Raw genomic sequence first — 13474 nt, 5'->3', positions numbered from 1 at the left:
GGATTGTAGTGACGCCGCCACGCCTCGATCAGCACCCTGGCTTCAGCGAGGGTGTAGAAGATCTCGCCGTTCAGCAGCTCATCCCGCAGCGAGCCGTTGAAGCTCTCGTTGTAGCCGTTCTCCCATGGCGAGCCCGGGGCGATGTAGAGCGTCTTCACGCCGATCTGCCTGAGCCAGGTCTGGACGGCGGCGGCGATGAACTCGCTGCCATTGTCCGACCTGATATGCGCGGGCGGACCACGCTCGATGAACAACTCGGCCAGCGCTGCCAGTACGTCTTCGTGTTTGAGCTGGCGCGCGACGACGAGTGCCAGGCACTCCCTGCTCGCCTCGTCGATAATGGTAAGGATGCGGAACTTGCGTCCGTCATGGGTGCGTTCCTCGACGAAGTCGTAAGCCCAGACATGCCCCGGATACTCCGGCCGCAACCGGATGCACGAGCCATCGTTCAGCCATAACCGGCCGCGTTTCGGCTGGCGCTGCGGCACCTTCAGCCCCTCGCGTCGCCAGATCCGTTCCACCCGTTTATGGTTCACCGACCAACCCGCCGCATGCAGCAGCGCCGTCACCCGGCGATAGCCGTAGCGCCCGTACTGCCTGGCAAGGGCGATGATATCCTCGGTGAGCGCCAACTCGTCATCTGCCCCGAACGGCACCTTGCGCTGCGTCGACCGGTGCTGGCCGAGCACGCGGCACACCCGCCGCTCGGATACATCCAGCACCTCCCGGACCTGGTCGATGCAGCGCCGACGCCGTGCGGGGCTCAGAAGTTTCCCTTGGCTGCCTCCTGCAGGATGAGCTTGTCCAGCGTCAGATCCGAGATCGCCCGGCGCAGCCGCAGGTTCTCCTTTTCCAGATCCTTCATCCGCCGAGCCTGATCGGTCTTCAGGCCACCATATTCCTTGCGCCAGCGGTAGTAGGTCTGCTCGCTGACCGCGATGCGCCGACAGGCCTCGGCGGTCGTGCCGCCCTGACCCAGCATGATCTCAACCTCACGTAGCTTCCCGATAATCTCCTCGGGCTTGTGCTTCTTCGCAGGCATTCGTCGTCCCTTCCTTGGTCCAGACTGTAATAGTCGATGGACCACTCAGAAGGGGGCAGCTCACGGGGAAGTTCGTTATCCGCGAGAGCGCTCCGATTGCGCTACACGAGGCCCGCTTACGCGGCGTTGTGGATCGGCGTGACGGCGCAGGGTCACGTGGAGATTCGAAATGGCAGATATATTTACTCGGAATCAGATCGTAGGAGACCCTTCCGAGTATCGGCCGGAGCTGCCGGTAGATGATCTCCTTCGCATGATCCGCCTGACCGGGATGATGCAGGTATTTTCCCATCTGACGGCACCGTGGGCCTGTGCATTCCCGCCCGAGGAGGATGCGATTGTTCTCCATCTGGTCACTGCCGGGAAATGCGTCGCGTATGTTACGAAGCGCGACGATCCTATTGCGTTGGTTGGGGGCGACGCCTTGCTCGTTACTCCGCCCGTAGTTCACACACTCGGCGATGGTCCCAGGTCACCTGCGGTACCGCTGGTCGATTTGGTTCCCTCACCTCTGAAGAACGCAGGGTCGGCCGACGAATACCTGTCGAACCTCTTCACGCAGGATTATCGCTTCGGTGGCGGTGGTGCGCCCGCGCTCATCTACACCCTGCGGATGTATCTCGATCGGAGATTCCCAACGGCAATCCTTCAAAGCCTGCCGAAATTGGTACGCCTCCCCGGTTTCGTCACGCGAAAAGCTCCCTTTGTTGAGCAACTGACATCCTTGATTGGTGAGCATGGCAAGCAGGGTTTTATGGGACTCGCGATAGCCACTCGATTGGCCGAGGGCGTTCTTACGGCCTGCATCAAAGATCATCTTGAAGCGACCTTTCAGATTGTCGACGTCGGTCGCGGGCTGAACGACCCTCTGCTGTCGGGCATGTTGCGTGCCATCCAGGAAGATCCCGGCAGAGACTGGACCATTTTGAATCTCGCCGAAAGAGCAAAGATGTCGCGCTCGGCGTTCATCAACCGCTTTACGCGCGTCACAGGCCAGAAGCCGAACGAATTTGTCACGTCCATGCGGATGATGCAGGCAATGGAATTGCTGGAGAAAAGCGGAACGCCCATCGCACATATCGCGACTGAGATGGGCTACAGTTCCGAGGCTTCGTTTACCCGAGCGTTTCATCGGTGGTTCAAAGTGACACCTGGTACGGTCCGGAGACGCCAGCCAGCAGGTGCCCAGGACACACCGCATCATCTTACTGAGCAACAATAAGCGTGTGGTTCCAGTAGCTAGAATGCCACGCCATATGCGCACCTCCATGTTTCGAGTGCCTAATCGATGGCGTCGCGGCTTCGCCCTGCTCGCCGCCCGACAGTCAACTCACCTTTCAGATGTGCCATGGCGCGCCCCGGAGCATGGCTGTCCGCGAGCCACGTCAGCACCATAACATCCCAGAGGCCCAACCGGGCGTGCGCAGATCTCCACCGCCAATCCTCGCGGTCACGCTCCACAACATCTAGGGTCACGTTACTACCGATGGGCGCCAAGACTTGCACTTCTGTGGTTGCCGTCCGATGCGCAAGAGGCTTTCGGTCTGAACGAGAAATGATCGAGTGCGGTCTTCTGTTTCGCCCTGCATGATAATATGATCGATGCCTCAAGACCACGCAAATCGAGCAGGAAATAAGTTGCCGCTATAGATCAAGAAAGTGAAGTGGAGATCGATTTTTTAACTTTGTCCAATTCGGGATGGTGCGCGCTGGAGGTACCTGCTGTCGTCCAGCCCCACACCGTATCGGCGGGAGATGATAGGTGCCCTCGAAACAGGTGGCATAGTCGTTCACCCGCGACTTTGTCGACGAGCACGAGATGGAGTCATTCGTGGGTAGCAACGATCGTGGGTAGGCGGAGATCGGCGTCGATTAGCCAGAACCGCGTGTGTCGGCTACATCTCGAGGTACAGGCGCAGAAAGCGCGGATCGTGGCCTTCGAAGGTCTCATAGTTAGTCAGACCCTGATCGAGAGTTCCGCCATTCCGAGGCCTGCCCCCGAATGCCGTGAGTCCGATCGAAGTGATCCAGGGCGCCCCTTTGAAATCGGTATCGGGCATGATCAGGTAGAACCGGTCCTCGACAAGGTCGCCGGTGAACAGGACGCCGAAGTCCGCAGCGAGGATGATCGGAGCGCCATGCGTATGAGCCGGAACCTCTTCCAGCATCACCTCCTCCCGCCAAGATCGATGGTTTTGCGACCGCGGTAGGTTATCCCGGTGCGCACAAACTCGCCGCCTTCAAGCGCCGCACGCTTATCGGCGCCGAAGGTCCGGAACATCTCCAGATAGTATGGTCCCTTTTCCGCCAGTCCTTCCGCCTGAAGACAGTTCAAAATGACATCGACTGCGGGAAACGCCGAGGCCCCGAAACCATGTTCAGGGTAAAAATTCTTGGTTGTCAGATAGATGTGCCGTTCACGGGCGATCTCCTTCGCCTATGAGAACAGGAGCCTGCCAATCGCAGGCCCCATACCGGTATCGACAACGAGGATCGCACGCGAGCCTTCCACAATCCCGATATTGGGCACGTAATCGATTCGCGGATCGTCGATGACAGACACGCCCTCGGCGATGGAACGGAGCGTTTCAAGTCGGATGGTCGGAGGGCAGCCCATGCGAATTGGAGAGGGGCCCGCATGAGAGGCATGACCAGCACGGACCGAAGCGACGTGATTTGATGGACAAGGATGTATCTCCTCAGCGGCAATAATGAGCTCGCCGTGCGCTGCCCCCGGAATGGTTCCGGGAAAAAGCGATAACCGCCGGGCACTGAGAGAGGCTATCAAGCCTTTGGACGACCGCCCCGACAGAAGTTTTGTCTTTCTCAGGGTTTGGGCGCGAAGCATGCAGCCGGTACGAAGCTTTTGTCGCAGTCCACCGCTACACTCCGAAAGCACGCATGAACGTGTTGATCGCAGCATCCACCGCAGCTTCATCGGCGAACCGCGCAGCGGCGCCGTACAGACGGGGTTCGACAAGGCCGGCCTCGAGCAGCGCCTTGAGATGCGCGGACAGAATCGCGGGATCCGCATCTCGAAGCGCGCCGCTCGCAACAAAGCGACTGAGATAGATGCCGATCTCCTCCCATCCCTGCTTTGCCCCGGCCTCATAAAGCGCCGGGCCAAGGCCGCTGCTGGCGCCATCGGCGATGGCGGTTCGCGTGATCGACAAGGCCCCGGGCGATGTCACGAACCTCACATAGGCAAGGCCAAAACGCCTCAACACGGCTGCGACGTCCCGATCGTCGGTTTCGAGCAGTTCGAGCATTTCGTCGCTCTGCTCTTCCATCGCGCCGATCATGGCGGCGGCGAACAACTCTTCCTTCGATTCAAAATAATTATAGAGCGTCGTTTTGGAGCCGCCGAGCCTTGTCGAGATCGCGGCCATGCTCGCCCGCTCATAGCCGACCTCACGAAATATCTGCGCGGCGGCGTCGAGAATGGCCTGACGCCGCTCGTCGGTTTTCACACGCATGTGGTCACCTTCCCAAAGGGCCGGTCGCCGTTGCTTTCGTTGACGATGGCCAGCAAAGCCTATACCTGAACCAATTAGTTCATTTATGCAACCCGCCGCCTTTGCCGTCGATCGCGCGTCCGGCTCGGGCAGGCACGATTGCGATCACGAGGAGGGAAGCCGCATGCACCCCGCCGGACCGGACCCGAATCCGCTGGACCAAGGCTCATCCGCAGTGAGCCGATCGAATGCCGGAGCGCTTCGCCGTCGACGCATCCTCTTGCTGGCGCGCCGCCAATTTCTGGAGCATGGCTATGCCGGGACCTCGATGTCGCGGATTGCGCGTGAACTTGGTGGCTCGAAGACCACCCTATGGTCCTACTTCCCGTCGAAGGCCGCGCTGTTCGCCGCGACGCTGGAGGGCGCCATCGTCACGCTGGGCGAACGTCAGCGGGATATGATCGAGCGAAGCGGAGGCGATCTGCGCAAGCTGGCCATCGGGCTGCACGCCGTCCGCACAGACCCTGAGGCCGTTGCGCTTTTCCGCCTCGCAGTCGGCGACGCCAGGCACGCTCCGACCTGTATCGAGCGCGAGTTGCAAGTCCCGGCACGTGCTGCCGTTGCCCGGCTTATGGTAAGGGCAATGGCTACCGCTCAACTTTGCCGTGCCGATCCTGAACAGGCCGCGCGCGAACTGTTGGCGCTGGTCTCTCCCTCGCCATTTTCAGCTACGCCCGCGCTGCATGCGCCGAACGCCCAGTCCGACCCGTATATCGACGCTGCCATCAACATGTTCTTTCGTGCGTATGCCATCCCCTGAACCCCATATGCCGAAGAGCCTGAACTATAGTGGACTGGCCGGTTCAGTTTATTATTGACGGCGAATATCGCTCGCTATAGGTGGACCGATCGGTTCATTTAAGCGGGCGGTTATGATTCGGCTCTCCTTCCTTCACTCATGTGGGCGCGTCGTTGCGATGCCCGCCGTCTGCTGCACCATGCTTCTCGCCGGGTGCGCCACTCTGCCCGAGAGGTTGCCCATCGCGCCGATCTCGTCGTCTGAAAGCTATGCGAGCGCGCAAAGCCTTGCGGCACCCGCGGCCGAGTGGCCTGCTGATGGCTGGTGGCACCAGTTCAGCGATCCGCAGCTCAGCCGGCTGATCGAGGAAGGCCTGTCCGGGGCAAGCGATCTGCGCATCGCGCAGGCCCGCTTCGCCCGCGCCGAGGCGCTGGTCCGGCAAAGCAGATCCAGGCTGCTGCCCTCCCTCAATGCCGACGCCCAGGGGGGCGTGACCAAGCAGAGCTATAATTACATCGTCCCCGGCGATTTCGCACCGCGTGGGTGGCCCGACTATGGCCAGGCCACGCTCAGCCTCGATTGGGAGATCGACTTTTGGGGCCGCAACCGCGCCGCGCTGGCAGCGGCCCGGTCCGAGAGCGAAGCCGCGGGTGTCGAAGCGCAGGCGGCGCGGCTGACGGTGGCGACCGCCATCGCGGCTGCCTATGCCGACCTTGCAGGCCTCCACGCCGAATTCGATGCAGCGCAAGAAGCGGTTGCGGTGCGCAGCCGCACATTGGAGCTGATGCGCGGCCGGGCGGGCCAGGGTCTCGAGAACCAGGGTGCGGTCGAGCGGGCTGCGTCGGCGCTCGCATCGGCCGAAGGAGAACGGGCGGCCCTCGACGAGGCTCTCGCGCTGTCCCGCCACCGGATCGCCGCGCTGATGGGCGCCGGCCCCGATCGCGGGCTTGCCATCGCGCGCCCCGCGCTCGACCTCGGCGGCGACTTCGGGCTGCCGGCCAACCTCCCTGCAGAGTTGATCGGGCGCCGCCCTGATATCGTCGCGGCGCGGCTGCGCAGTGAAGCGGCCGCCAGCCGCATCAGCGAGGCGCGCGCGGCCTTCTATCCCAATGTCAATCTGAGAGGCCTGGTCGGCCTCCAGGCGCTCGGCATCGGCGATGTCTTCAAATCCGGATCGGATTTCGGGACGGCCGGGCCGGCGATCAGCCTGCCGATCTTCGATGGCGGCAGGCTGCGCAGCCGGCATCGTGCTGCCGAAGCGGACTATGCGCTGGCCGTGGCGCAATATGACGGCGCCCTCACGCAGGCGCTGCGCGAAGTCGCTGACGCGGCCGCGAGCGAGCGGGCGCTCGCCGAGCGGCTCGACCGCGCACGCGCCGCGCAACGGGCGGCGTCATCCGCCTGGACGGTCGCCAACAATCGCTATCGCGGCGGCCTTGCCACCTATCTCGACGTGCTGAGCGCCGAAGACGCGCTGATCGGCGCCCGCCGCGGCGTCGCCGCGCTCCAGACCCGTGCCTTCGCCCTCGACGTCGCGCTTATCCGCGCACTCGGCGGCGGCTTCCGTTCCTGAAGGATCTTCCGCCATGACCACCATTGTCCACACCGTCGAACATGACGTCTATACCACCACCGAAGTCGTCACGCCCGAGGACGAAGCGGCGCAGAAGAGCAAGCGCAAGAAGCTGTTCCTGCTGCTGGCGCTGGGCGTCGTTGTCCTTGGCGGCGCTTATTATGCCTATGACGCGCTGATCGCCTCCCGGCATGTCGAGACCGACAACGCCTATGTCGGCGCCAATGTCGCGCAGATCACGCCGCTGGTCGGCGGCCCCGTCCGCGAAGTGCGCGTCGACGACACGCAGATGGTGAAGCGCGGCGATATCCTCGTGAAGATCGACGACACCGATGCCCGGATCGCGCTCGCCCGGGCCGAGGCCGAACTGGCGCTGACCGAGCGCCGCGTGCGCGGTCTTCACGCGACCGGAACCGGCCTCGATGCCCAGATCGCCGCGAGGGCCTCCGACCAGGCGCGCGCCGACGCGCAGCTGACCTCTGCGCGCGCCGATCTCGATCGCGCCCGCATAGACCTCCAGCGCCGTGAGGCCCTCGCGCAGTCCGGCTCGGTCTCGGGGGAGGAACTGACGATTGCGCGCAACGCGCTTGCGACCGCGACCGCCAATCTGCGCGCGGCCGAGGCGCTGCGTGCGCAAGCGGCCTCCAATCGCACCGCTGCCATCGGCAGCCGCGACGCCAACCGGGTGCTGATCGCAGACACCGCGATCGGCGATAACCCGGAGGTGCTCGCCGCTCGCGCCGCGCGCGACCAGGCGCGGATCGATCTCGAACGCACCGTGCTGCGGGCGCCGGTCGATGGCGTCGTCTCACGCCGCCAGGTGCAGATCGGCCAGCGTGTGCAGCCTGGCGCGATGTTGATGGTGATCGTGCCGATCGACGCCACCTTCGTCGACGCGAACTTCAAGGAAGTGCAGCTTGCCAAGGTCAAGCCGGGCCAGCCCGTGAAATTGCATTCCGATCTCTACGGCAAGGACGTCGTCTATACGGGACGCGTGGTGGGCTTTTCGGGGGGGACCGGCGCGGCCTTCGCCGTCGTTCCCGCGCAGAACGCGACCGGCAACTGGATCAAGGTGGTCCAGCGGCTGCCGGTGCGCATCGCCCTCGATCCCAAGGAGCTCAACAAGCACCCGCTGCGCGTCGGTCTCTCGATGACCGCCGACATCGACATCTCGAACTAATCCGACGGGGACCGGGTCCATGGCCATCGCCTTATCCTCGCCGGCGGCGCCTGCCGCTCCGCTCACCGGCACCCGGCTGCTGCTGGCGGCGCTGGCCGTGGGGCTCGGAAACTTCCTGGTGGTGCTGGACACCACCATCGCCAATGTCTCGGTCCCGACCATCGCCGGCGCGCTCGGCGTGTCCTCGAGCCAGGGCACCTGGGTCATTACGTCCTACGCGGTGGCCGAAGCCATTACCGTGCCGCTCACCGGCTGGCTCGCCAAGCGGTTCGGGACCCAGCGGGTCTTCATCACCTGCTATCTGTCGTTCGCCGTGATCTCGCTGCTGTGCGGGCTCGCCACCTCGATGGGGATGCTGATCGGCGGCCGCGTGCTGCTCGGCCTCGTCGGTGGCCCGATCATGCCGCTCTCGCAGATGCTGCTGCTGCGTATGTTCCCGCCGGAAAAGGCCACGCTGGCTACGACGATCTGGGCGATGACGACGCTCGTCGGCCCGGTTGCGGGACCCATTCTAGGCGGGATCATTTGCGACAGCATCGGCTGGGAATGGATCTTCTTCATCAAGGTGCCGATCGCCGCCGGCGGGGGGCTCGCGGTCCTGTATTTCCTGCGTGGCCAGGCCGATCCGACCGCACGCGCCTTTATCGACAAGGTCGGGCTGGCGCTGCTTATCGTCTGGGTCGCGGCGCTGCAGATCATGCTCGACGAGGGCCGCAACCACGACTGGTTCGCCTCCGCAGAAATCCGTGTCCTCGCGGCTGTCGCCGCGGTCGGATTTGTCGCCTTCCTGATCTGGGAGCTCACCGAGAAGCATCCGATCGTCAATCTGCGGATATTCCGGCATCGCGGGTTCGTCGCGTCATCGATCACTTACACCGTGGCGTTCGGCGCCTATTTCGCGACGCTCGTCATCCTGCCGCTCTGGTTACAGCAGAATATGGGCTATACCGCCACATGGGCGGGGTACGCCACCGGCGTGGTCGGCATCTTCGCCATCCTCTCCGCGCCGATGGTCGGCAAGGCGGTCGAGACCTATGATCCGCGCCTGATCGTGTCCCTGGGCGTGCTTGGGCTCGGCCTGACCACCGCGTGGCGCGTCTTCTTCAACCAGGACGTGACCTTCCTCCAGATGGCGTGGCCGACGCTCATCACGGGGCCGTTCATCGTGATGTTCTTCGTTCCGGTGACCGGCCTTGCGATGGCCAGCGTATCACCTGACGAACAGGCTGACGCTGCCGGCATATCCAACTTCATGCGCACGCTGGGCGGTGCCTTTGCGACTTCGCTGGTGCAGACGCAATGGGCCAACGCGGCGCGTGAAAACCAGACTGAACTGGCTGGCGCGATGCCGCAGGGGCAGGCGGTGATCGACGGCATGGTGTCCAGCGGCGCAACGCCGCAAGCCGCGACCGCGTCGCTCACGCATCTCGTCGAATCCCAAAGCGTGATGCTCGCCACCCTCGATGTCTTCGCGCAGGTAGCCTTTGTCTTCGTCATCGCGGCCCTGCTCATCTGGTTCGTGCCGAAACCCAAGGGGCCGATCGACACGAGCGGAGCGCATTGACCATGGCCGGCGCGACGCCCCTGCGTTCGAGCCTGCACCAAAATCTCTCCGATTGCGCGGCAGCCTCTCGACCTCGCCCGCGCCCCGTCATGGCAGCCATAAGCCCGTGGGGGACCGATATGGCCCTGCGCCGCTTGCGGCTGCCTGCCTGCCAGCCCAACGCCCCCGATCCCGGCGATCCCTCCCTTACCCCCCTCGCCGGGCCGGGCTGGCAGGCCCTTCTTTCTTGAGACAGGATAGGGATTTCGCTGTTCTCGATCTGGCCGGGTCATCAGCGTCTCTGGCCGGCAGCGGCACTCGGCGCTGTGGCGAAGCCTTGGGCCTATGGCCCGGGGATAGTCCGGGCGGAAGTTTTCCGATCGACCTGACCCCGCTTGAAGAAAGCGCGGCCCTCCTTGGCATCATGGACGGAGTGAACGGACGGAGAATCCGTCCATCCGAACCGACTGGCCGCTTCTCGGCGCTGGTGCGCTTTGTCTTCGAACCCGATACCTTGCCTCCGCTCGCCAACCCCAGGCTCGAGGCGATACGAAGCCTCGCAATGCACAGCGTCGCCCGGACAAGCGGCAAGAACGCTCCCCCAGACACCCATATCCTTGATGTCGAGCTTGTCCGCGCTGTCCGCTGCTTCCTTGACCTCAGAACCGTCGATGCTGACCGTCTGAAAACATTCGGGTCTCAAGGAAGGTGAGCCGGCTGCGTCTGTCAACCGGCGAGGGTTTTACGCCGGTTCAAGGGCTCTTTTTCGGTAGGGTCATGCGGTTCAGGCAGATTAACGCATTATGACTCATTGTCTTGATAGGACGGTTGCGAACGGCGACCTCGAACAGCCAAGAGGCGGACCGGCGTTGAAGCTGACGAGAACATTGCGCCGGAGCGCCAGCGGGCAGCGCTCCATGCGGCCAGGGCGTAACGCTGCCTATATTTTCAGCACGCTTCTCGCTGTGCTGGCGCTCTGTCCTGCACGGGCCGAGGCCGCGCCCGATATTCTCATCAGCGATGTGGGACAAATCGATGCCGATGGCAGATTGTGTGTCGAACTGCGCATATTGAACGGCGACGAGCAGGCGCAGATCGTGACGTTGCCCGACAGGATCGAGGCCCGCATCGAAACGCACGGCGAATCCCGTTCTGTCTGGCTCGAGCGCGCGCCCGGGACAGGCGCAAGCCTTTCTGTTCCGGCTGCTGGTTTTGCGCCTGCGAGCTACCGGGCGAGGCTTGCGCCAAGCGCCGACTTCGATCACGCGATCCTCTCGATTCCGGCCTGGAGCGGCCGCGGCGTTGCGATCGCGCTTCGTCCCTCTTCCGAAACGACCGGGCCTGTCGCGATGGAAACCGCGGCTATGGCCGAGGCGCCGCAGATGCCGCAGGCCGCGCCGTCTCCCGCCGACCGTAGTGTCGGCAACAGCTTCCTCTCCAATCTCTCGGCCTATGAACCAATCTATGCGGTCTATGGTCCCGGCACCGATAGCGAAGCACGGATCCAGATCAGCTTCAAATATCAGCTCTTCGGATCCCGGCAGGCTGACGGCCTGCCGCACAGCTGGCGCGATGGGCTGCACTTCGCCTACACGCAGCGCATGTTCTGGGACGTCAGCGCGAAATCGTCGCCCTTCCGGAATATCGATTTTCAGCCGGAGCTCTTCTACCTCACCCCTTCGGCCACGCTGGCGAGCGGCGTAGCGCTGAGCGCACAGGCCGGCCTGCGTCACGAATCCAACGGTCGCGACGGCCCGGATTCGCGCAGTTTCAACACATTCTATATCGCACCCATGGCGGCCTTTCCGCTCGGCGGGAATTATCGCCTGACGGTGGCGCCCCGCCTGTCGCTCTTCATCGGGGACAAGTCGGACAACCCCGACATTGCCCGCTATCGGGGCAATGGCGCCTTGTTCGTGGAACTGGGTGATCCCGCCGGCCTTCGGCTGTCGGCCAATGGGCGCCTCAATCTCGATAGCGGCAAGGGGGCGGTCGCGGCGGACCTGTCCTATCCGCTGCCACGCCTCCTCGGGGGAGGACCGGACTTCTATCTGTTCGCCCAGAGCTTTGCGGGCTATGGCGAGAATCTGCTCGATTATGATCGCAAGGTAAGGCGTGTCCGGGTCGGAGTCGCACTGGTTCGATAGCAAAGCGCCGTCTCCGCCACAGGAGAAGCACATGACGAAGGTTCCAGGCCAACAGTTCCGGTTGAGGATCGCTCTCGGCATCGCCGCCGCGCTTTTCATTGCGACCATGCCAGCCAGCCTCTCGGCAACCGGCACTTCGTTCGGAACCTGGTCCAATCCGCAAGGCTCCGTGCATGTGCGGGTGGAACCGTGCGGCAGCGAGATGTGCGGGGTTGTTATCTGGGCCAATGACAAGGCGAAGGCGGATGCGCGCCGTGGCGGCACCGATCCGCTGATCGGCTCCGCTCTGTTCCGCGGGTTCGTTCAGGAACGGCCCGGTGTGTGGCGCGGCCGTGTGTTCGTGCCCGATATCGGCAAGACCTTTTCCGGCACAATCAGCGTGATCGACGACGACCATGTGCGCGGCGCGGGATGTCTCGTTGGCCGGATCGGCTGCCGCTCACAGATATGGACCCGGCGGAAGCGGTAGCCGACGGGCGCTGCCGGTCGGCTGTTCTCGATCTTTGCCTCAGCAGTGGGTTACGGCAGCAGCGGAAGCGGTTTCCAATAGATTTCGATATTGAAAGGCTGGACGCAGGTTCGCAATTCGGCGACTGCCCTGGTCTCCGCCGATGAAGGTCCTCCATCAGCGGAGTGCCCGGACGCCAAGGCTCAGAAGTCGATGACGACCTTCATCGCCTTTTCGGCAGCCGAGTTCTTGAACACATCATAAGCCTTCGGCAGTTCGGAGAAGGCGAAGTGGTGCGTCACCAGCTTTTCCATCGGGAACTTGCCCGCACAGCAGGTCTTGAGCAGCATCGCGGTGGTGTTGGCGTTGACCAGGCCCGTCGTGATGGTGAGGTTCCTGATCCACAGCTTGTCGAGCGCGAACGTGACCGGATGACCGTGGACGCCGACATTGGCGAGATGGCCGCCCTCTTTCACCACTTGCTGGCAAATGTTCCAAGTCGCCTCGGCGCCGACCGCTTCGATCGCGCAGTCCACGCCCCGCCCTTCGGTGAGTTCGAGGATCTTGCTCGCGGCATCCTCCGCGCCCGAGTTGATCGTGTCGGTTGCACCCAGATCGCGCGCCAGCGCGAGGCGATTATCGTCGAGATCGACCAGGATGATCCGCGACGGCGAATAAAGCTGCGCGGTCAGCAGGCAGCCCATGCCCACCGGCCCGGAGCCGATGATGGCCACCGTGTCGCCGGGCTTGATGTCACCATTCTGCACGCCGATCTCATGCGCCGTCGGCAGGGCGTCCGAGAGCATCACGGCGACATCCTCGTCGAGTTCGGGCGGAAGCAGGTAGAGCGAATTGTCGGCGAAGGGGACGCGGACATATTCCGCCTGCGTCCCGTCGATCATATAGCCGAAGATCCAGCCGCCGCCGTTGCGGCAATGGGCATAGAGTTGCTTCTGGCAATTCTCGCAGGTGCCGCAGCGGCTGACGCAGGAAAGGATGACCTTGTCGCCCTTGCTGAAGTTCTTCACTGCCGAGCCGACATCCTCGATCACCCCGATGCCTTCATGGCCCAGGATGCGGCCGTTGAACGCGCCGCTTCGCTCGATCTGCGTCTGCTCGATCTCGGGGTTCTTGCCCTTCCAGATGCCGAGGTCGGTCCCGCAGATGGTCGTTTTCACCATGCGGACGAGGACGTCGGTGGTTTCGATGAGCGCGGGCTTGTCACGCTCCTCGAAGCGGATATCGTTGGCGCCGTAATAGGGGGCGTTTGCGGGAGGGGGCGGAATC

General features: G+C 63.4%; 10 protein-coding genes and 1 pseudogene. 7 read left to right on the top strand and 4 right to left on the bottom strand.

Annotation, left to right across the window (positions count from 1 at the left end):
- Window positions 1–2 precede the first annotated feature (2 nt).
- A pseudogene (locus CA833_RS25875) lies at window positions 3–1042 on the bottom strand (IS3 family transposase); the annotation flags it as partial.
- A 169-nt stretch (window positions 1043–1211) separates the two neighbouring features.
- Between CA833_RS25875 and CA833_RS25870 the strand changes: the two are divergent.
- On the top strand, window positions 1212–2264 hold the full coding sequence (locus CA833_RS25870; RefSeq protein WP_011607975.1) for an AraC family transcriptional regulator: 1053 nt from the start codon (window positions 1212–1214) through the stop codon (window positions 2262–2264).
- Window positions 2265–2937: 673 nt separating this feature from the next.
- Here the strand turns inward: CA833_RS25870 and CA833_RS25865 are convergent.
- Together CA833_RS25865 and CA833_RS25860 are read right to left on the bottom strand one after the other, a co-directional pair.
- Window positions 2938–3210 carry a hypothetical protein gene (locus CA833_RS25865; RefSeq protein WP_142639801.1) on the bottom strand — a complete coding sequence of 91 codons (273 nt, stop codon included), beginning with the start codon at window positions 3208–3210 and terminating at the stop codon, window positions 2938–2940.
- Window positions 3211–3924: 714 nt separating this feature from the next.
- Window positions 3925–4512 carry a TetR/AcrR family transcriptional regulator gene (locus tag CA833_RS25860; protein WP_207081341.1) on the bottom strand — a complete coding sequence of 196 codons (588 nt, stop codon included), beginning with the start codon at window positions 4510–4512 and terminating at the stop codon, window positions 3925–3927.
- Between the two features lie 91 nt (window positions 4513–4603).
- Between CA833_RS25860 and CA833_RS25855 the strand changes: the two genes are divergently transcribed.
- The 6 genes from CA833_RS25855 to CA833_RS25830 all read left to right on the top strand — a co-directional run bounded on the left by CA833_RS25855 (window position 4604) and on the right by CA833_RS25830 (window position 12208).
- Complete coding sequence (locus CA833_RS25855; protein WP_142639803.1) at window positions 4604–5317, top strand: TetR/AcrR family transcriptional regulator; 714 nt, start codon at window positions 4604–4606, stop codon at window positions 5315–5317.
- Window positions 5318–5495: 178 nt separating this feature from the next.
- Complete coding sequence (locus CA833_RS25850) at window positions 5496–6869, top strand: efflux transporter outer membrane subunit (RefSeq protein ID WP_238828894.1); 1374 nt, start codon at window positions 5496–5498, stop codon at window positions 6867–6869.
- Between the two features lie 13 nt (window positions 6870–6882).
- On the top strand, window positions 6883–8049 hold the full coding sequence (locus CA833_RS25845) for an HlyD family efflux transporter periplasmic adaptor subunit (RefSeq protein ID WP_011607971.1): 1167 nt from the start codon (window positions 6883–6885) through the stop codon (window positions 8047–8049).
- Between the two features lie 19 nt (window positions 8050–8068).
- Entirely contained in the window at window positions 8069–9613 is a 1545-nt protein-coding gene (locus CA833_RS25840; protein ID WP_011607970.1) for a DHA2 family efflux MFS transporter permease subunit, read from the top strand.
- An 866-nt stretch (window positions 9614–10479) separates the two neighbouring features.
- Complete coding sequence (locus tag CA833_RS25835) at window positions 10480–11739, top strand: phospholipase A (protein ID WP_238828892.1); 1260 nt, start codon at window positions 10480–10482, stop codon at window positions 11737–11739.
- A 31-nt stretch (window positions 11740–11770) separates the two neighbouring features.
- Complete coding sequence (locus tag CA833_RS25830) at window positions 11771–12208, top strand: DUF2147 domain-containing protein (RefSeq protein ID WP_176705049.1); 438 nt, start codon at window positions 11771–11773, stop codon at window positions 12206–12208.
- Between the two features lie 182 nt (window positions 12209–12390).
- Here CA833_RS25830 and CA833_RS25825 read toward each other — a convergent pair whose 3' ends face one another.
- Window positions 12391–13473 carry a zinc-dependent alcohol dehydrogenase family protein gene (locus tag CA833_RS25825; protein WP_238828900.1) on the bottom strand — a complete coding sequence of 361 codons (1083 nt, stop codon included), beginning with the start codon at window positions 13471–13473 and terminating at the stop codon, window positions 12391–12393.
- Between the last annotated feature and the right edge of the window lies 1 nt (window position 13474).

This window comes from Novosphingobium sp. KA1 (assembly GCF_017309955.1).
GTDB lineage: Bacteria > Pseudomonadota > Alphaproteobacteria > Sphingomonadales > Sphingomonadaceae > Novosphingobium.
Note: the sequence above shows the minus strand (reverse complement) of the source record. Positions and strands in the feature narration are given on the sequence as shown.